Annotated in this window: 23 protein-coding genes and 1 riboswitch; of the genes, 1 reads left to right on the top strand and 22 read right to left on the bottom strand. The window is 40.5% G+C overall.

Going from position 1 to position 19307, the window contains the following annotated elements; all coding sequences use genetic code 11:
• Positions 1-62: 62 nt before the first annotated feature.
• The 8 genes from IHV11_RS05570 to IHV11_RS05535 all read right to left on the bottom strand — a co-directional run bounded on the left by IHV11_RS05570 (position 63) and on the right by IHV11_RS05535 (position 6054).
• A complete protein-coding gene (locus IHV11_RS05570; protein WP_066395796.1) occupies positions 63-596 on the bottom strand; it encodes a spore maturation protein in 534 nt (177 codons plus the stop codon).
• The gene (locus tag IHV11_RS05565; RefSeq protein ID WP_191753936.1) at positions 597-1190 is read right to left on the bottom strand and encodes a nucleoside recognition domain-containing protein; all 594 of its coding nucleotides are present in this window, start codon (positions 1188-1190) and stop codon (positions 597-599) included.
• Entirely contained in the window at positions 1184-2359 is a 1176-nt protein-coding gene (locus IHV11_RS05560; RefSeq protein ID WP_197193927.1) for a D-alanyl-D-alanine carboxypeptidase family protein, read from the bottom strand. Before IHV11_RS05560 ends, IHV11_RS05565 begins: the two co-directional genes overlap by 7 nt.
• Positions 2360-2438: 79 nt before the next feature.
• Entirely contained in the window at positions 2439-2993 is a 555-nt protein-coding gene (locus tag IHV11_RS05555) for an isoprenylcysteine carboxyl methyltransferase family protein (RefSeq protein ID WP_197193926.1), read from the bottom strand.
• Positions 2994-4070, bottom strand: coding sequence for a type III polyketide synthase (locus IHV11_RS05550; RefSeq protein ID WP_197193925.1), 1077 nt, complete (start codon positions 4068-4070; stop codon positions 2994-2996).
• Between the two features lie 254 nt (positions 4071-4324).
• Entirely contained in the window at positions 4325-4672 is a 348-nt protein-coding gene (locus tag IHV11_RS05545) for a hypothetical protein (RefSeq protein ID WP_370568663.1), read from the bottom strand.
• A 41-nt stretch (positions 4673-4713) separates the two neighbouring features.
• Entirely contained in the window at positions 4714-5304 is a 591-nt protein-coding gene (scpB, locus tag IHV11_RS05540; protein ID WP_191753931.1) for an SMC-Scp complex subunit ScpB, read from the bottom strand.
• Between the two features lie 6 nt (positions 5305-5310).
• Positions 5311-6054, bottom strand: coding sequence for a segregation/condensation protein A (locus IHV11_RS05535; RefSeq protein WP_197193923.1), 744 nt, complete (start codon positions 6052-6054; stop codon positions 5311-5313).
• Positions 6055-6188: 134 nt separating this feature from the next.
• On the opposite strand from IHV11_RS05535, the gene IHV11_RS05530 reads away from it, so the two are divergent.
• The gene (locus IHV11_RS05530) at positions 6189-6701 is read left to right on the top strand and encodes a DUF309 domain-containing protein (protein ID WP_197193922.1); all 513 of its coding nucleotides are present in this window, start codon (positions 6189-6191) and stop codon (positions 6699-6701) included.
• Positions 6702-6757: 56 nt separating this feature from the next.
• Here the strand turns inward: IHV11_RS05530 and IHV11_RS05525 are convergent, their stop codons facing one another.
• The 14 genes from IHV11_RS05525 to IHV11_RS05460 form a co-directional block, all read right to left on the bottom strand.
• On the bottom strand, positions 6758-7192 hold the full coding sequence (locus IHV11_RS05525; protein WP_066395813.1) for a peptidylprolyl isomerase: 435 nt from the start codon (positions 7190-7192) through the stop codon (positions 6758-6760).
• Between the two features lie 69 nt (positions 7193-7261).
• Positions 7262-8584 (bottom strand): diaminopimelate decarboxylase, encoded by a 1323-nt coding sequence (lysA, locus tag IHV11_RS05520; RefSeq protein ID WP_197193921.1) that lies wholly within the window; start codon positions 8582-8584, stop codon positions 7262-7264.
• A 94-nt stretch (positions 8585-8678) separates the two neighbouring features.
• A riboswitch (Lysine riboswitch) is annotated at positions 8679-8855 on the bottom strand.
• A gap of 59 nt (positions 8856-8914) precedes the next feature.
• A complete protein-coding gene (locus tag IHV11_RS05515; RefSeq protein WP_137788997.1) occupies positions 8915-10390 on the bottom strand; it encodes a spore germination protein in 1476 nt (491 codons plus the stop codon).
• Positions 10371-10949 carry a stage V sporulation protein AE gene (locus tag IHV11_RS05510; protein ID WP_197193920.1) on the bottom strand — a complete coding sequence of 193 codons (579 nt, stop codon included), beginning with the start codon at positions 10947-10949 and terminating at the stop codon, positions 10371-10373. The genes IHV11_RS05515 and IHV11_RS05510 overlap by 20 nt, the downstream gene beginning before the upstream one ends.
• A 4-nt stretch (positions 10950-10953) precedes the next feature.
• The gene (gene spoVAE, locus IHV11_RS05505) at positions 10954-11304 is read right to left on the bottom strand and encodes a stage V sporulation protein AE (RefSeq protein WP_197130805.1); all 351 of its coding nucleotides are present in this window, start codon (positions 11302-11304) and stop codon (positions 10954-10956) included.
• A 1-nt stretch (position 11305) separates the two neighbouring features.
• The gene (spoVAD, locus tag IHV11_RS05500; protein WP_144699277.1) at positions 11306-12322 is read right to left on the bottom strand and encodes a stage V sporulation protein AD; all 1017 of its coding nucleotides are present in this window, start codon (positions 12320-12322) and stop codon (positions 11306-11308) included.
• A gap of 11 nt (positions 12323-12333) precedes the next feature.
• A complete protein-coding gene (gene spoVAC / locus IHV11_RS05495; RefSeq protein WP_197130807.1) occupies positions 12334-12789 on the bottom strand; it encodes a stage V sporulation protein AC in 456 nt (151 codons plus the stop codon).
• A gap of 15 nt (positions 12790-12804) precedes the next feature.
• Complete coding sequence (locus tag IHV11_RS05490; protein ID WP_197193919.1) at positions 12805-13227, bottom strand: stage V sporulation protein AB; 423 nt, start codon at positions 13225-13227, stop codon at positions 12805-12807.
• Positions 13217-13837, bottom strand: coding sequence for a stage V sporulation protein AA (locus tag IHV11_RS05485; RefSeq protein WP_197193918.1), 621 nt, complete (start codon positions 13835-13837; stop codon positions 13217-13219). Before IHV11_RS05485 ends, IHV11_RS05490 begins: the two co-directional genes overlap by 11 nt.
• 1137 nt (positions 13838-14974) lie before the next feature.
• Positions 14975-15733: an RNA polymerase sporulation sigma factor SigF gene (sigF, locus tag IHV11_RS05480; protein WP_197130815.1), complete on the bottom strand. Its 759-nt coding sequence runs from the start codon at positions 15731-15733 to the stop codon at positions 14975-14977.
• 12 nt (positions 15734-15745) lie between these two features.
• A complete protein-coding gene (gene spoIIAB / locus IHV11_RS05475; protein WP_066395840.1) occupies positions 15746-16186 on the bottom strand; it encodes an anti-sigma F factor in 441 nt (146 codons plus the stop codon).
• 1 nt (position 16187) lies between these two features.
• The gene (gene spoIIAA / locus IHV11_RS05470; RefSeq protein WP_197130817.1) at positions 16188-16538 is read right to left on the bottom strand and encodes an anti-sigma F factor antagonist; all 351 of its coding nucleotides are present in this window, start codon (positions 16536-16538) and stop codon (positions 16188-16190) included.
• A gap of 115 nt (positions 16539-16653) precedes the next feature.
• Positions 16654-17826: a D-alanyl-D-alanine carboxypeptidase family protein gene (locus tag IHV11_RS05465; RefSeq protein ID WP_197130819.1), complete on the bottom strand. Its 1173-nt coding sequence runs from the start codon at positions 17824-17826 to the stop codon at positions 16654-16656.
• Positions 17827-17962: 136 nt separating this feature from the next.
• Positions 17963-19267, bottom strand: a complete 1305-nt coding sequence (locus tag IHV11_RS05460) for a pyrimidine-nucleoside phosphorylase (protein ID WP_197193917.1) — start codon at positions 19265-19267, stop codon at positions 17963-17965.
• Positions 19268-19307 lie beyond the last annotated feature (40 nt).

Raw genomic sequence — 19307 nt, 5'->3', positions numbered from 1 at the left:
TATTCGTAATTCTCAACCTCAGTAAACGTAAAAAAGAGCCATAACGGCTCTTTTTTGTCGAATTATGAATAAAACAATAGGGAGATTACAGCTATAGATGCTAAAAATCCAATCAGATCGGCTAATAATCCTACTTTTAACGCGTATTTCATCTTTTTTATACCAACCGCCCCAAAATAAACAGTCAATACATAAAACGTTGTGTCAGTACTTCCTTGTATCGTAGAAGCAAGTCTTCCGATAAACGAATCAGGACCGTGTGTTGCAATTAAATCTGATGTCATCCCAAGAGCGCCAGTTCCTGAAATCGTCCTCATAAGCCCTAGCGGAACCACCTCTGCTGGAATATGAAACAATGAAAATAGCGGACGCATCGCCATCATGACATAATCCAAAGCTCCAGATGCGCGAAATACCGAAATGGCAACAAGCATGCCGACTAAAAAAGGGATAATGTTAATCGCAATCGAGAAACCTTCTTTTCCACCCTCCACAAAGGTCTCATATGTTGGCACTTTTTTATAAGTGCCATATAAAAGGATAAAACCGATCAAAAATGGGATAAACCATATGGAAAAGGATTGAACGATCGACATCTATTTCCCTCCCTTAGGTAAAGAGCGGTAATAATAATATCGATCTATTAATATAGCACCCACCGTTGAAATCGCAGTCGCGATTAATGTCGGCGCAACTATATCAGTGGGCGACGCCGAGTTATAGCTCATCCTGATCGCGATAATCGTAGTGGGGATGAGCGTTATGCTTGATGTATTTATCGCAAGTAGCGTGATCATCGATCGACTGGCTTCATTTTTTCCGCCATTTAATATTTTTAGCTGTTCCATCGCTTTAATTCCCATTGGTGTTGCAGCATTTCCGAGTCCAAGCAGGTTAGCTGCCATATTCGAAAGAATGTACCCTTGAGCAGGGTGATCCTTTGGAATATCTGGGAAGAGCCGTTTAACGATCGGACGAAACAACACAGCTAACACTTCCAATAAACCGCCTTTCTCTGCGATCTTCATGATTCCTAACCAGAATACTAAAATACTAATCATACCAAAGCTTAAAGTGACTGCTTCTTTCGCACTCGTAAAAATCGCTTCGTTTACTTTATCCATCGTGCCGTTGATTCCTGCCACAATGAAGCCTATTACCATCATTCCTACCCAGATGTAATTCACCATAGGCGATTGTCTTCCTTAGCTATAAAGAATAACTTGTTGAATATGCTTTTAAATGACGACCAAAGACCTCCCTGATCAGGTTTGATCAATGCTTTGCCATCATAATAAAGAGGAAGATCAGCAATTCTCGTTTCCTTTAAATCTACGAAATACCTACCAACAGGTTTAGGAACTTTTTCTTTTTCCCACTTGCCCGACTTCGGAAGTTCATACAACTGGATGGAAGAAGAGATCTGCCCGATCTCTTCTTTCAATAAAGGGTAAGTGAACGTTCGAGCCGCTTCTACTTTTCCTTTGTATCCTTTATCTTTGATGCCGGAAATTTCGCCTTCTTTGATCAGTTCTGTCATCTTAAACGAATGAAATCCCCACTCAAACAAATTTCGATGATCGTCCCAGTCGTTAGGATCGTTTAGTGTAACAGCGATCAGTTCCATTCCGTCTTTTTCTGCAGTTGATACTAAGGTTCGTTTTGCACGTTTTGTATATCCGGTTTTGCCGCCAGTAGAATACTCATAAAGCTTTAACATCTTATTCTTATTCCGCCACACTCTATCCCATTTTTCACCGGTTTGTTCCGATCTGTAAACCTTCGTTGATGACACGTCTTTAAACGTATCATTGTTCATGGCATACTTCGTTAATATGGCCATATCATAAGCGGTAGAATAATGATCTTCATGTGTGTCGAGTCCATGTGGATTTCTAAAACGTGTATGTTTCATTCCGATCTCTTCTGCTTTTTGATTCATCAAATAGGAAAAGCCATCTAAACTTCCTCCTACATGCTCAGCGATTGCAACTGCTGAATCATTTCCAGACCGAAGCATCAATCCATAGACTAAATCTTTTAGTGGGATCTTCTCTCCTGGCTTCAAGTATAGAGATGATCCTTCTGTTCGCGATGCAGCTTCCGTAATGGTAACCGTATCATTCATCTTTCCTGATTCTATTGCAAGGATAGCGGTCATGATCTTCGTGATACTTGCTATTCTCATCGGCCGATGTTCATTACGACCATACAATACTCTTCCAGATGATTGCTCCATCAACACAGCAGCATTTGCTGACACACCGGGTTCAGCTTTTGCTTCTTGCGGGAATGCAGCAAGGATAAGCATACAGATCATAAACAGGAGCAGTGGTTTTCGTTTTAGTGTTTGTTTCATTCATAATCCCGCCCTTTACGTGTTTTGTAAAAGTTTATGCAAACAAGGACAGGTTATGAATGGGATTTACTTCCGCTAATTATTGGGAAGGAAAAAAACGCTGTTTTTGACCATGGCTTTTTTCGTAGTCTGTCAGTTCCATGAGAGCTTTTTCTTCAGCAGGTATCCGCACCCTTAACATGAAGATATTTAATATAGTGAAAAGGATAGCTGTAAAATAAGCACCAAAAATTAGTGGCATGACTAAGAGCTCCAAAGAGACAATCGTATAATTGGGATGTCTCATAAAACGATATGGACCTTTAGCTACTACATTCGCACCAGGTAATAGAATAATCTTCGTATTCCAAAACTCTCCTAAAGACGATATCGCCCATACACGAATCACTTGTGCCATTAAAAACAGAAGAAATGGAACAATCCACCAGCTAGGCGGCTGTGCGTTAAACACGTATACTTCTAAAAAGAAAACAACAAAGAACGCAACGTGCATAGACACCATCCACTTATAGTGATCACTCCCTGCTTCTACTGCGCCTTTACTCAAAAGCTTCTTTTCGTTAGATTTAGCGATCCTTACTTCTGCTAATCTCTGTATGATAAGAAAACCCCAAAATAGAAGAAACCAGTTCATCTATTTCCTCCATTCCACTAAAAGAAGTTCAGAAGAAAAACCTGGCCCTAATGCGGCCATCACACCTAGATCTCCTTCTTCTTTTGCAGTTTGCATAAAGTTTTTCAAGACATAGAAAACAGTGGCAGATGACATATTTCCATTTTCCCTCAATACATCTCTTGAGATATCTGTTTTCGATAACGGAATCCCGAGCGCATCCACGTATGCTTGTAAGACTTTCTTTCCTCCAGGATGAGCGATGAAATGTTTAATCTGTTCTCCTACAAGCTGATTTCGGTTTAAGAACTCATCAACGTTCGGTTTGAGCCACGTTCGGATAACGTTTGGAATATCTCTTGAAAAGACAACATACAAACCTGTGTCCTTTACTTCCCACCCCATCACATCTTCAGAATGAGGCTTCAATGTAGACATCGTATCTTTTATGTAAGGTGATATTTCTGATGTTTTGCCAGTATCGGACTCATCACCGCAGATTAGCGCACAAGCAACTCCATCGGCAAACAAGGATGTTCCTACTAAATTGCTCTTAGAAAGATCTTCGTGCTGAAATGTTAGTGAACAAAGTTCTACACTTAGAACGAGGACGTTTGATTTTGGATATGCTTTACAATAATCGTAAGCTCTAGAAAAACCTGATGCACCACCAGCACATCCTAATCCCCAGATTGGAATCCTCTTTGTATGTGATGAAAATGGGAGGATGTTCATGATTCTAGCTTCTATACTTGGAGTTGACAACCCAGAACTCGAGATGAAGAAGATGGCATCAATATCTTCATAGGACACGTTTAGGCTTTGATCAGACAAGACCTTTTCGATACATTCTGCTCCTAAATTTGTTGCAAAGTCTATGTATAAATCATTTTTCTCTTGAAAACTTCTTTTTTCCTTAAACCAATCTATAGGCATCGCGAAATAGCGTGACTCGATCTCACCATTCTGAAATACTTTGAGCAATCGTTCGATATCTGAGAACACTTCTTGAAATAGGTTTCTTGCAAAATCCATTGTTTGATCTTGAGAAAGTTTATGAGGGGGATTTATAGTTTCCACTGCTGCTATTCTTGGCAATTGATCTCTCTCCTTCGGCTGCATATCCTTTTTAGTAATTTACCCTTAAATTGCCTTTTAAAACGGTGACTTAAAAGATTACTCTGTTTTTCGAGTAAACTTTTAAGTTGTTGGAAGTAGTTGATTTCCACTTCAGGATCTTACTTTTCATGCCACTTTGCGCCCCTCTTGTGGCAGCATTAAGCTTCACTTAACTTGCATAGGAAGAAAAAAATAAAAACAAAAAAACAGCCTAAAATGAATTATAAGGCTGTTTACTTTGTTATTTGTTTTAAAGTATTGAGATGTGAACTTAGCAACTCTTCGTTTGGTTGGATGAAGAGTTTTTTAAATTCTTCATAGTTGTTGATATAGCTCCGTTTGCGCTTTTGGTATGCCGGGTCCTTAAGCAATGCGGTGAGTGCTGCAATCTCTGTTATCTTATAGAAGCTCAAGTAATCTTTCCAAAAGTCATGATGTGTTAATTCCTCTTGAAGTTTCTCTTCAAAATATCGTACATAAAGAAGATGAAAAGTTTGCATTTTTCCGTTACATTCATAGGTTACTTCTGAACGGTTAAAAAAATCCTCAGATGTATTCGGCTTTTCTTTTTCTAACTCCATACCATCAATATGTTGAATCAACAATGCATGACTCCCCCTTGTTATTCGTCAGTAGATAGTGATTCCTGAAATTTTGAAAAGAACAGGTCTGCTTCTTGTTCTACATTCTCTTCCTGAATGTTCTCAGGAAGAGGAGGCAGCTCTTTTACACTTTGCAAACCAAAATGTTCTAGGAATGCTTTTGTTGTACCATATAATATTGCGCGTCCCGTTCCTTCTGCTCTTCCAACTTCTTTTACTAATCCTTTAGCAGATAGTGTCTGTAACGGTTTCTCCGTTTTTACTCCTCTTACTTCTTCAATCTCTGACCTAGTAATCGGCTGTTTATAGGCAATGATCGCTAGTGTTTCAAGAGCAGCTTGAGAGAGTGTCGCATGACCAGGCGTTTCAACAAGACGCTCATAAAAGGCCGCATGTTCCGGTTTTGTTACAAATTGAAGGGATCCCGCATATTCAACAATAGACATCCCTCTTTCTGATGAAGCATAACTTTGTTTCAACTCTTCGATGATGGGATCAAGTTCTTTGCTGTCGATCTCCAACACTTGAGCGATTTGTTTTCTGTCGATTCCTTCATCACCACTGACAAAAAGCAAACCCTCTACAATCGCTTTATATTCATTTCGTTCCAAATCGTATTACTCCTCTAACATCGTTATATAAATTTCACTAAAATGATCTTGTTGTTCGCAATTTATTGATTTAACTTTCATAAGTTCTAATATTGCAAGAAATGTAACAACAACATGTTCCCTAGTACTCTTATCAAAAAGGTCTGTGAACTTTTTTCGTCCTCCTACTAAAAGAAGAGAGGATTTTATTTGTTCCATTCTTTTTTCGATCGGAATCTCTTGCCGTTCGATTGTCGTTTGTTTCGGTGCTCGCGTGACCTTTTCTTGAAAGACTTTTTGCATCGCCTGCAACATATCATACAGCGTTACGTTGGTCACCTGTTTTGCCGATTCTTCTTTCTCAAACTGTGAGAGGTCGACAGGCTGCCGTGTGTATATTAAGCTTCTTGCTGATTCTCTTTCTTTAAGTTCATCAGCAGCATGCTTGTACTTTCTATATTCAACGAGTCTTCTTACTAATTCATCTCTTGGGTCTTCTTCCATCTCGAGTTCCATCTGATTCTCAAAAAGCTCTTCTTCATGCTTCGGTAGCAGCATCTTACTTTTAATGGCAAGAAGAGTAGCTGCCATAACTAAAAATTCACTTGCTACGTCCAGTTTTAGTTCTTTCATCGTATGTATATATTGAAGGTATTGCTCAGTTATGATGGCTACCGGGATATCATAAATATCCACTTCGTAGGTTTGAATCAAATGAAGCAGTAAGTCGAGCGGACCTTCAAATCCATCAAGCTTCACACTATATTGCATAACATTTCCCCAGTTTTTCAGCGATTTTGTATTATAAAATTATATCATATTTTGCGTGGTACGCGGCTTGTTTTTATTCATGCTATGCATATGGTAAACTTAAAGTCGAGCTTATTAAGGGGCGTGAACGACTAGTGACTTATCCAAAACCATGGATTGAATACTTGGTGCATTTTCATAGAGATCAAGATTACTTTGAGTGTCACGAAGTGCTTGAGGAGCATTGGAAGGACGAGGGCATGAAAGGAGATCTGTGGCCTGGACTGATCCAGCTTGCAGTGGCTCTTTATCACCATCGGCGTGGCAACAATAATGGAGCTAAACGAATGATCTTGAGTTGTAGAGTGAAGCTGCAAAAAGAAGAAGCAGCACTGAAAGAACTCGGAATAGAAGTTGAACCTTTTTTTGAACTACTCGATAAAAGTATACAAAAAGTCGAGCAACAGCAACCTTTTGAGTCGATAGCTCTTCCACTGTCAACTGATCTATTGAACGTATGTTTATTAAAAGCTGGTGTGACTGAAGAAGAGTGGTCTTTATCATCCAGAGTGGATGAAAACATCGTTCATAAGCACTCTTTAAGAGACCGATCTACGGTTATTGATGAACGAAATAGACAAAAACTCATGAAAAACAGAAATGTATAATTGCCAAAAACATAAAAAAAGCTTCGGAGTAATCCGGAGCTTTTCTTATTTGGAACTTATTCTTCCCAAACTTTAACTTCTTTCATTACATCGCCTTGTTTAATGCGAAGTACTGTTTCCAAACCTTCTGTAACTTGTCCAAAAACAGTATGAACACCGTTCAAGTGCGGTTGTGGCTCGTGTACGATAAAGAATTGGCTTCCACCTGTATCGCGGCCAGCATGCGCCATTGAAAGAGACCCCGCTACGTGCTTATGTGGGTTCCCTTCTGTTTCACAAGGAATAGAATAACCAGGGCCGCCAGCTCCAGTTCCTGTTGGATCTCCACCTTGAGCTACAAATCCAGGGATAACACGGTGGAACGTTACACCGTTGTAAAAGCCTTCGTTTGCAAGTTTTTCAAAGTTTTCTACTGTTCCAGGTGCTTCTTCTTGGTACAGATCAAATACAATTTTTTCGCCGTTTTCAAATTCAATTGAACCTTTTTTCATAAAAAACAGGCCTCCTTCTACTTCATTCAACTACCATTGTACGGTTAAATGTCTGCTCCGTAAACTAATTTACACAAAAACATTCGTTTTTAATGGAACATCATTCTTGATGAGGTCTTCATATGTTTCCCGCTTCACTACAAGCTGTTCTTCACCGTTCTCTACAAACACAACAGCTGGCCGCTGAATGCGATTATAATTGCTCGCCATACTATAACCGTAAGCTCCCGTACATGAAACGGCTAATAAGTCGTTATCACAAACTTCAGGAAGTTCAATATCCCAGATTAACATGTCGCCACTCTCACAGCATTTTCCTGCGATCGAAACAGTTTGTGTTGGTTCTTCGTTCATCTTATTCGCTACGAATGCTTCATATTTAGCTTGATAGAGTGCAGGACGAATGTTATCTGTCATCCCACCATCAATGGACACATAATGCCTAACTCCTTCGATCTCTTTTTGAGACCCGATCGAATAGATCGTCGTACCCGCATCACCTACGAGTGAACGTCCTGGTTCAATCCAAAGTTCAGGCAGATCTTTCCCTTCAAAGTGAATCATCTGTTTCTTCACTTCTTCAATCATGGCCGTAACGTATTGTTCAGGAGAAAGCGGTGTATCCTCTGACGTATATTGAATACCGAACCCACCTCCAAGATTTACGACACTTGGAAAATAGTTAAAGTTTTCTTCCCACTTTTTAAAATGCCTGAACAACTTTTCAATCGCCAGAGTGAATCCTTCTGTTTCAAAGATTTGAGATCCAATATGACAATGAATCCCCAAAACGCGAAAGCCTTCAAATGCAAGTACTTCTTGAAGTGCTCTGTCTCCTTGACCATTCCCTAAATCAAATCCAAACTTAGAATCTTCCTGACCTGTTATGATGTAATCATGGGTATGGGCTTCAATTCCTGGAGTTAAACGCAGTAAGATGTCTACTTTTTTGCTAAGCTTGCTGCTCAGCATTTTTAATAAGGAGATCTCATGAAAGTTATCTACTACAATACAACCGACTCCAGCTGTAAGTGCAAATTCTAATTCTGATAAGCTCTTGTTGTTTCCATGAAAATGAATTCTTTCAGGTGGGAATTCAGCTTGAAGTGCCGTATAAAGTTCTCCACCTGAAACTACATCCAGACTTAATCCTTCCTGTTCGATAAGCTGAAACATGGCGATGGAAGAAAAGGCTTTTGAGGCATATGCTACTTGATACCCTACCCCATTTTCCTCGAATGCTTTTTTAAAGCCTCTTGCTCTATTTTTTATCAAGGACAAATCATACAAATATAGCGGTGTTCCGTATTTTTTCGCTAGATCTACCGTATCTAAACCACCGATCCATAGATGTTGATTATCTCCAATTTTTGATGTTCCGTGTAAATTCACAAAAAATCCCCTCTCGTTGTTGATAGAGAATTCAATCCCGACAAATACAAAAGACAGCCGCAACTAAGGCAGGCTGTCAAAAACCGTACCCTCATGTCGGAATAGCTCTCCACTACAGTTGTAGTGACAGTCCGTTGCTTATTCAGCAACGGCCCAGCATAAAAAGAGATGGAACTCTTTTTACACTTCGGCAAATTGACCTTTCAACATATTTCATCGTCATCCATGAACTCCATATGCTACTCATTCGTTTTGCGCCTCTACCTCATATGAGGCATATTTAATTAGTTATGAATTTAACACAATTTTCAACAATCAGCAAGGGACAGATTAATTAGTTGGCTGTTTTTTGGTGTTCTGCGGATGTACAATGCTAGGTCGAACTTTTGATAGCGGAACAGCTATTCGAACGACAATCTGTAAAAACGCTTTTGGATTAAACGGTAAGAGCGGCCACAAGTAAGGTGTGTTCAAATTTTTGATCGTTGCCATATAGAGAACCAACAATGTGAATCCGATAATAAATCCTGGTACTTTAAACAACATAACCATCGCAATCAAGAAAAGCCGCAGGACTTTATTTGCGATACTCAGCTCATAACTTGGTGTGGAGAAGGATCCGATCGCTGCTATCGCAACATATAGAATAACTTCAGGCACGAATAATCCTACATCTATTGCGATCTGCCCGATCAATACGGCTGCGATCAGACCCATGGCGGTCGATAGTGCACTCGGTGTATGGATGGCCGCTAGCCTTAATATATCAATCCCGATCTCCGCGAAGATAATCTGGAGAAACAGTGGGATGTTCGTGTGTTTATTCGGGCCGATAAAATCAATGAAAGGCGGTAATAATTGCTCTTCCATCGAAAACAAAAGCCACATCGGTACTAAGAATACTGAAGCCATCATGCCTGTAAAACGGGTCCATCTTAAAAAAGCACCTATAAATGGAGTCTGCCTAAACTCTTCTGCATGCTGTACGTGATGAAAGAGTGTAGTAGGTGTGATGATAACACTTGGCGATGTATCTGTGATGATTAATACATGACCTTCCATCAAATGCTGTGCAGCAACATCTGGTCTTTCTGTATACCGGACTAAGGGAAACGGATTCCAACCTTGTTTTACAATAAACTCTTCGATCGTCTTATCTGCCATTGGAATCCCGTCGATCTCAATAGAGTTAAGCTCTTTTCTAATAAGGTCAACGAGACCGGGATCTGCCACATCTTGAATATAAGCGAGACATACATCCGTTTTAGAGCGTTCACCCACTTGAAGAATTTCGTGTCGTAATCGTTCATCTCGTATACGTCTTCTTGTAAGAGCAGTATTGATAATAATATTTTCCGTGTATCCATCACGGGCTCCCCTCACCACTTTCTCAATGTCCGGCTCTTCTGGTGATCTTCCTGGATAACTTCTTACATCCACAACAAATGCTTCTTCTTCTCCGTCAATGAATATAACGATCAGACCTGAAAGCATACGGTCTACAGCTTCATCTAACGATTTCGTAATCTCTACTTGCTGATGTGCGAGATGATTATGTACAAGATCTTTTACTTTACTCGGCGCGCGATGACCATGATCCATATCCATTAGTTCGCGGTAGATCATGATGATGAACTCACTGTCGCAAAGTCCCGTACAATAATACAGCTGAAGTTCCTTTTTTAAGACAAAGATCTTTCTGACACCAACATCAAAACTCACACCAATACCCAAACGCTCTTTTAAAAACCTTTCCGTATCTTCAATGTTCTTACTAATCGGTGTTTTATTTTTTTCGGTTGCCAATTGATTCGCTCCTTTCTAAAATAAGTTGAATCGCTTTTACTGTAATCGGAGCTCCCTTTTCAACAGAATCAAAGCCTGCCATTTTTCCGATATCCCCGACACCGACTACGAAAGGAAGGTTTAATTCATCGAGGATATAGACGGTGTCTCCGTTAATCCTGCCTGTTTCAAGATCTGGAATTCCACTCTTATCAATACCGAACTCTGTTAGTTCTCCATATCGATCCATAGAACAGTGAACTTTTGTCCATTCTGTAAAATGCGTTTTGGAAGCTACGGCTACAGCACCAATCACATCAATATCTTTCTGCTGATGAATATATCTCATCGCTTGTTCTCCTGGACCTTCTCCTTTAAAACCACAGTCATCAAACATTACAAGTACAGGGTCATGTGGTGTTTTTCGGATCATCTCTACAAGTTCTATACCGCTTTTTCGTGTTGGATTTCCCCATGATTGTGATATACAGCGTCCTCCAACTTGTTTAGCCGCATGCTCTACGACTCGTAGTGCATACAGATCTCCATCCGTTATGAAAATGACCCGTTTTTTCACCATATGATCACCCCTTAGGTTCAAAGATGACTGCTACTAAAAATCCAAACAGAACAGCAGATGAGATTCCTGCAGATGTTAACTCAAAGATTCCCATGGCGATTCCGATAAAGCCATGTTCCTCTGCTGATGCCATTGCTCCGTGCAAAAGAGAGTGACCAAAACTGGTAATGGGAACAGTAGCTCCAGCTCCTGCAAATTTGATCAAGTTATCATAGATACCAAAAGCATCAAGAAGTGCTCCAATTACTACAAAGGAAGTTGTTACATGAGCCGGTGTCAGCTTCATTACATCCATCATCAGCTGGCCTACAACACAAATTGCTCCACCTACTAAAAACGCCCAAAAAAACTCCATCTTATTGTCCTCCTTCCGCTCGCTCTAAAACCACGCCGTGAGCAACCGTTGGAATACTTTCTTTTTGCTGAACCATTACGGGGTTTAATAATGCACCCGTTGCGACCATCAAGACTTTCTTTAGATTGCCTTTTCGAATCTCGTCTAAGATATATCCGTACGTAACGACGGCAGAACACGCACAGCCACTTCCTCCTGCAAAAACCTGTTGTCCGCTTCGATAGATCATCAATCCGCAATCTCGATGATTGTCAGACACATCATACCCTTGCTCTTTTAATAACATCTTAACGATCGGTGCACCGACTCCAGAAAGATCCCCTGTAGCGATTAAATCGTACTCATCAGGTTGAACATCCATCTCTTTAAAATGTGCCGCGATCGTGTCTGCAGCTGCAGGAGCCATCGCTGATCCCATATCAAAAGGATCTTTGATTCCTAAGTCCACTACTTTTCCAACAGTTGCCGATGTGATCTTTATATCTGAGACCTCTTTACTCACAAGTGCAGCACCTGCACCTGTTACGGTAAACGTAGCTGTATCTGGCTTTTGCCCACCGTACTCAGTAGGATATCTAAACTGTCTTTCAGCAGTAGCATTGTGTGAGCTTACTGCAGCTACAATTCGATTCGCATACCCGCCATCTACTAAAGCTGCACCTAATGCTAAAGACTCCATCGAAGTTGAACATGCACCAAACACACCAAGGAACGGTATTCCGTTTCCTCTAGCCGTGTAGTTTGACGAAACGATTTGGTTTAACAAGTCACCTGCCAACAAAAAGTTGATATCTTCTGGCTTCATCTTTACTTTGTGCAAACAAGCATTGATCGCATCTTCCATCAACTGACGTTCAGCAAGTTCCCAATTCTTTTGTCCGCAGTGAAGGTTGTTATACGTTTTATCAAAATAGCTGCCTAAAGGTCCTTCGCTTTCCATCGGACCTACTGCTGTGCCGGCCGCATTTAAGTAAATGTTATTTGCAAATTTCCATGTTTGTCTTCCTAATAAATTCATGCCTTCACTCCTTATGTCAAGTGCTGAAAGATGTAGCGGATCATACCGAAAATATAGGCAGATACAGCTCCAAATACGATAACAGCTCCAGCTAATTTGAAGAGATTTGTAGCCACTCCGAGTACTAAACCTTCACTTTTATGTTCTAATGCCGCACTCGTAACGGCGTTAGCGAATCCTGTTACCGGAACGACAGAACCTGCTCCAGCGAACTGACCGATCTTATCGTATACTCCGAGTCCTGTTAATAGTGCTGCGATTAGAATGAGCGTTGCAACCGTCGGATTTCCCGCTGTTTCTTGCGTGAAGTTAAAGTAAGTCATGTAGAACATTTGAATCGCTTGACCGATCGTGCAGATGATCCCACCTATTAAAAATGCTTTTAAACAATTTAAAACATACGGAGGTTTCGGCTGTATCGATTTAATTTTTTCGGCATATGCCTGCTGTTCTTCTTTTGTTGCCATCGTACAATCACATCCTTAATGATTAATGTAGTACATCCAATGAAACAAAGATCCTGAGATTTTCCCAAGTACAATTGCCATTAATATAATGATGATTTTCTCTCCAAATCCAACTCTTTTCGCAAGAATCGGGAGTACATTCAATACTTCTGTTAACGCTGCGGCTAACATCCCAACAAAGATCCCCATAAATAAACCGATCGGTATAAGAAAGAAAGCAGAAAACCCAATTGAAGCGTTCCTTAGATTCATCCAACCGCCGATCACAGCACCTAAAATAATGCTTAACTCATAACCTCTAATATATCGATACGTTTTAGAGAGCTGCATCAGCCTTGGCACGATTCCAAGAACAGTGATTAAAGCCACAAGACCAGAGCCTACTGTGATTCCACCGCCAAAACCGATAAAAGCAATGAGCAATACTTTAATTCCCATTGATCTTTTTCTCTGTTTCTTTGTTTTCATGAACGATCACGTACTGATCGAGGTCTTGTTGATAATTAAACATCTCAACTTCCAACGGGCTTGGTTCTTCATTAAGTCTTTTTCGGAAAAGATGGTTAAAGAAAAGAATCATGCCTAGACCAAGACCGAACGAATATGGAATCTGAAGTAATAGGGGCTGCTCTTTATAATGCCCCGTTATAAGAAAATAGATTTTTTGGTGAACAAGTTGCATGCTTACATCTTCATGAAAATTCATGATCGCGAGTGCCGAGCCTGTAAAAAGTAGAAGCCACACCAAGACAAAATACACTGGTGCCAGCTTTTTTTGTTGCATCTGAATCTCTAGAATCGATTGTGCAGGTCCGATAGTTTGAACATCTAATCCAGGGTTTTTCTTTTGAATCGTAGCGATCACACGCATGACATCGATCACAATCAAATGCTTATCTTCAGGGGTTACTTCGTGGATAATATATCCCTTAATGGCTTCTTCTAATTCATCAGATGCTACAATCTGTGCAACTTCTCCGATCGTGACTTTCTGATGCTGAATCACCTGTACACGTTGACGCATACGCAGGTATACGGTTTTATCCAATTTTCACTTCACCTCTTTCTAAGCGCATTTGTGTTTAGTATGCGATGATGGAATTCTTATCATGCTTCACATGTAACAGCATCCAAAAACTACCACAAAAAAACGTTTAGTGGTTTTTGGATGTTTTTGAAAGTGGTTGATTTCCGTTTCAGGTGCTCCCTTTCCGCGGGGCGACCGGTGAGCCACTTGCCGCTTCGCGCCTCTAAGTGTCTCACCTGTCTAGTTACAGTGGCTAGCCCCTCGAGATCAAAAGCTAAACGGTCAAGAAGGCAAAATGCGCCTTCATAGCCCATTCAGCTTTTGCTTGTCGGGGCTGAATGAGCCACTTTCACTTTTGAACTGACCGCTCGTCCCGCAGGAGTCTCGCACCTTACACTCAAATCAACCTAATCAGCGAAGTTTAGGTAACACTAAGGATGTTGGAAATTTAGTTTAAAAGTCATAACATAAGTACAGAAGACTCTTGGTGAAATTTGCGTGAAAAAGGCTTTTAAAGCAATTTGCTTTTAGAATTTTTCTTTTTCACTTCTTTACAAGTTGATTGGATGTTTTCTGCAAGGCAAGTGTGACGAGGATGCTCTTCACTTCGGAAGGATTACCTTTTTAGAGAGAGGAATAAGAATAGAATCTTGAAGCGGACAAGACAGTCTAAAAAGTAAAAGTTGCTCCTTAAGAACCGACATGCAAAATTGGCCGGGAATATGAATGCGCAGTTTGCCTTCTTAACTGTTCACCATTAATCACGAAAAGGCTAAAACTGGTGGCGACTGTTAGGACGGATAGCGGTTTGAACGAAGCCTCTTGATGTAACGTCGGAATAAAATCCTTTTCTAAGCATTTTGTTTTTAGTTGCTTTTTTCTACTTCATTGAAAGTTGATTGGAGCGGAAGGTTGCCGACTCCTATGGGACGAGCGTGCAGGTGGAGACTCCTAACGGCGCGTAGCGTGCCAGCCACTCTGCAAATTCTTCTCGTAAGGCATGCGACGAGGAAGCTCGCTTCGATAGGATTTTCTTGTAGACGCAGGAGCACATATACTTCTTCGAACACCGTTCGCCCCATGGAAAGCGTGCAACCTGGAGCGGAAATCAACTAATCTTACAAGTTCTTGAAAAAAACAAAAAACCAGATAGGACGTTTAAGTCTCCATCTGGTTTTTCATAAATAATAATATTTTCTTTTCTAGCCTGGATACCTGTACTTGAGATATGGCCAGCCGGTCGGCCACTTCAGATTGTGTTTGATCTTTAAAATATCTTAAATAAACAATCAGCCGCTCTCTCTCATCAAGTTTATCCATAATATCTTTTAACGCGATCTTATCAAACCACTTATTATCCGAGTGATCGGAGATTTGGTCTAGTAACGTAATGGGATCACCGTCGTTCTCATAAACAGTTTCATGAATCGACTGTGGTGCTCGTACAGCATCCTGAGCCATGATTACATCTTCTACTGCGATCTCTAGAAATTCTGCTACTTCTGAAATGGTAGGTGTTCTCCCAAGTGATTTAGATAGCTCGTCTTTTGCTTTACGCACTTTGTTACCGGTCTCTTTTAATGATCTGCTGACTTTAACCGTTCCATCATCCCTGATGAACCGCTGTATCTCACCGATGATCATAGGCACTGCATAGGTAGAGAACCTAACATCATAAGAAAGATCAAATTTATCAACAGATTTTAATAGCCCGATAGAGCCGATTTGAAAAAGGTCATCTGCTTCATAACCTCTGTTTAAAAAGCGCTGAACCACAGACCAGACAAGCCGCATGTTCTTTTCAACGATCGTATCACGGGCTGACTGATCTCCTTCCTGACTCTGTTTGATCAATCGCTTAATCTCTTCATCCTTAAGAAACGGTTCACTTTTGCTGCCTTTCACCTCGACATCCATAGACATACTCCCTTAATTACACATTGCTTTATTTTTGGTCAAGTATTTTGTCAAATGAATCGTAGTGCCGTAAGACGGTTCTGAGATGACTTCTACACTATCCATAAAATTCTCCATGATCGTAAAACCCATTCCTGAGCGTTCTAGTTCTGGCTTGGACGTATATAGCGGCTGTCTTGCTTGATCAAGATCACGAATTCCCAAACCTTCGTCACGGATCGTAAGGTGGATCGTATCCTCCTCGATAGCTGCTTCAATATAAACCATTCCAGTTGCTTTGTTTTCGTATCCGTGAATGATCGCGTTCGTCACCGCTTCAGATACAACGGTTTTGATCTCTGTCAGTTCATCAACTGTTGGGTCGATCTGAGCGATAAACGCAGCAACCGTCACACGTGCGAAGGATTCATTCTGACTTAACGCTGAAAACTGAATCTTCATCTCATTTCTCATTTTAAGCCACCCCCAAAGCCTGAAGGGCAAGCTCTTCATCTTCTTCAAGCTTGATAATCTTAAACAGTCCTGACATCTCAAAAAGTCGTTTTACCGCTGGAGATATGGCGCATACCACCATCTCACCATTCTGACTTTTGATCTGCTTATAACGCCCTAGTATAACGCCTAAACCTGAACTATCCATGAAACTCAAACCTTCTAAATTTAAGACAATATGGTTTACCGTATGCTTCCTCAAATAATCTTCCACTTGTGACCGAAGCATGTCCGCAGTATGGTGATCAAGTTCTCCATCTAAGCGGATGCATAATACGGTGTGTTTAAGTTCCAAATTGACAGCTAATCCCACGCTATCCTCTCCTTCTTTTTTGGATAACGTGAATTTTCTATAAAAAATGACGAATTCCTTCACTCTTGACAAAACTAGTGGGAATTCGCCTATAACTGTCAAGAAATCATTAAAGTCATGAGGATTTTGACATTTGTCCTGCTGTTCGTTTGAAAAGTTTCCACCAAGATGCTTTTTTTACCGTCTCTGAAGCTAACACAGGACTTTCTGTTATCAGCTTGTTCCCGTTATATATTTTTAAAGAACCGATCTGCTGTCCCTTTTTTACAGGTAATTTCAAATCTTTATCTACATTTACTTCAGTTTTCACTTTTTTCGCTGTCTCACCCTTCTTCAATAACAGTGAAATGTGTTCTGAAGTAACAACAGGAAGTTTAGACTTTTCCGCTTTTTGTACTTTAACTTCTTTTACAATCTCATGTCTTGCATAAAGCTTTTTCGTTGAAAACTGTGTAAAAGCGTAGTCAAGCATCGAAGTAACTTGAGCATTTCTGTCTTTAGGAGAAGGTGCTCCCATAACAACAGCGATGACTCTCATCCCGTTCTTGTTAGCAGTGGCTGTTAAACAATATTTTGCTTCGTTCGTGAAGCCCGTTTTCAACCCATCTACCCCTGGATAGAACTTAACAAGTCTGTTCGTATTAACAAGCCAAAATTTCTTTTCTGTTTCTTCTCTTAAATAATCTTCATAAAGTCCTGTGAACTTTGTAACTTCCTCATGCTTAAGAAGTTCTTTTCCCATAAGGGCCATATCATGAGCAGACGTATAATGACCTGCAGCAGGAAGCCCTGTAGGATTTTTAAAGAACGTATCGTTTAAACCGAGTTGTTTCGCTTTATCGTTCATACGATCTACAAAGGATTCAACAGATCCAGCGATATGTTCTGCCATAGCCACTGAAGCATCGTTCGCACTTCCGATTGCTATTCCTTTCACCATGTCTTCTACTCGCATCTCTTCACCTGGTTCAAGGAAGATTTGAGATCCTCCCATGCTTGCCGCATATTCACTTACACGAATCTTATCATTCCAGCTGATCTTGCCTTTATCGATGGCTTCCATGATTAATATCATCGTCATGATTTTGGTCATGCTCGCTGGCGGCAGCTTCTCATGGCTATTCTTTTCGAATAGCACACTCCCACTATCTTGCTCCATTAAAATGGCCGAGTGGCTCTGTTCTGCAAGCTTTATTTTTTCTTTTGCTTTTTCTGCTGCCTCCGCTTTTGGGATTGAAAAAGAAGCCAACAAACAAATACTTAGTAGACCTGAAATAACGCCTTTCATACAGTTCCCTCCATTCATATAGTATTATTTTTTCCATATTTTTTCACTTTATACCGGATCTTCCAACCATTTCGAAGTTCGAGAAAACAAAAAAATGACCCTAGAGTACTAACTCTTGGGTCATTTTTGGTATTCATTATTTCTTAATCTCTTTATAAACAAGTGGTGGAGCTTCTACAGCATCTTTCGAAATCGTATAAGCCTCACGGATTTTCTTCTTCACTTCTTCTACATTCTCAGTATTGCTGTAAATGGTTACAAGTGAATCACCTTTAGAAACTTGGTCACCGACTTTTTTGTTAAGCATTAATCCGACAGCTAGATCGATCTCAGATTCTTTCGTAGCGCGACCTGCACCTAAGATCATTGCCGCCGTACCAATCTCATCTGCAACAATTTCAGAAACATAGCCTTCTTCATCTGCAGCTAACTCAAATGTATGTGCAGCTTGTGGCATTCTTTCTGGATGATCAACCACTGATTCGTCTCCACCTTGAGCTTTTAGGAACACTTTTAATGTTTCAAGTGCTTTTCCAGAAGCGATTACTTCTTTTAGCATCTCACGTGCTTGCTCGAGTGAATCTGCTTTTTTCGCAAGATACACCATGTGAGAACCTAAAGTTAAGCAAAGTTCTTCAAGGTCTTTTGGTCCTTGACCATTAAGCGTATCGATTGCTTCCTTGATCTCTAAAGCATTTCCGATCGCAAGACCTAGAGGCTGGCTCATATCAGAGATAACAGCCATCGTGTTACGTCCTACTGCATTACCAATTTTCACCATTGCGTTAGCGAGTTCTTCTGCTTCTTCTGGTGTTTTCATGAATGCTCCCGCACCTGTTTTTACATCAAGGACGATTGCATCAGCACCAGCTGCGATTTTTTTACTCATGATCGAGCTCGCGATCAATGGGATAGAGTTAACTGTTGCCGTTACGTCACGAAGACCATACAGCTTTTTATCAGCTGGTGTCAGATTTCCGCTTTGTCCGATAACAGCAAGTTTATTTTTATTTACAAGGTCAATAAATTCTTGGTTGTCGATCTCAACGTGGAAACCAGGTACAGCTTCCAATTTGTCGATCGTTCCACCTGTATGGCCAAGCCCTCTTCCCGACATTTTCGCTACAGGTACATCAAGTGCAGCAACTAATGGAGCTAGAACAAGAGTCGTTGTATCACCAACACCACCCGTTGAGTGCTTGTCTACTTTAATCCCTTCGATCGCAGAAAGGTCAATCTGATCACCTGACTCTACCATCGCCATCGTTAAATGCGCGCGCTCTTCAGTTGTCATATCTTTAAAGTATACAGCCATTGCAAATGCAGACATTTGATAGTCCGGAATATCACCATTTGTATAATTTTGAATAATAAAATCGATCTCCGCTTTTGTTAGTTCTTTTCCATCACGCTTTTTTTGAATTAAATCAACCATTCTCATGTTAATAGCACCACTTTCTTATCACTTCATATGAACATAT

This window comes from Fictibacillus sp. 26RED30 (assembly GCF_015903845.1).
Classification (GTDB): Bacteria; Bacillota; Bacilli; order Bacillales; family Fictibacillaceae; genus Fictibacillus; species Fictibacillus phosphorivorans.
The sequence above is the reverse complement of the archived record's forward strand: the minus strand, read 5'-3'. Positions and strand labels throughout refer to the sequence as shown.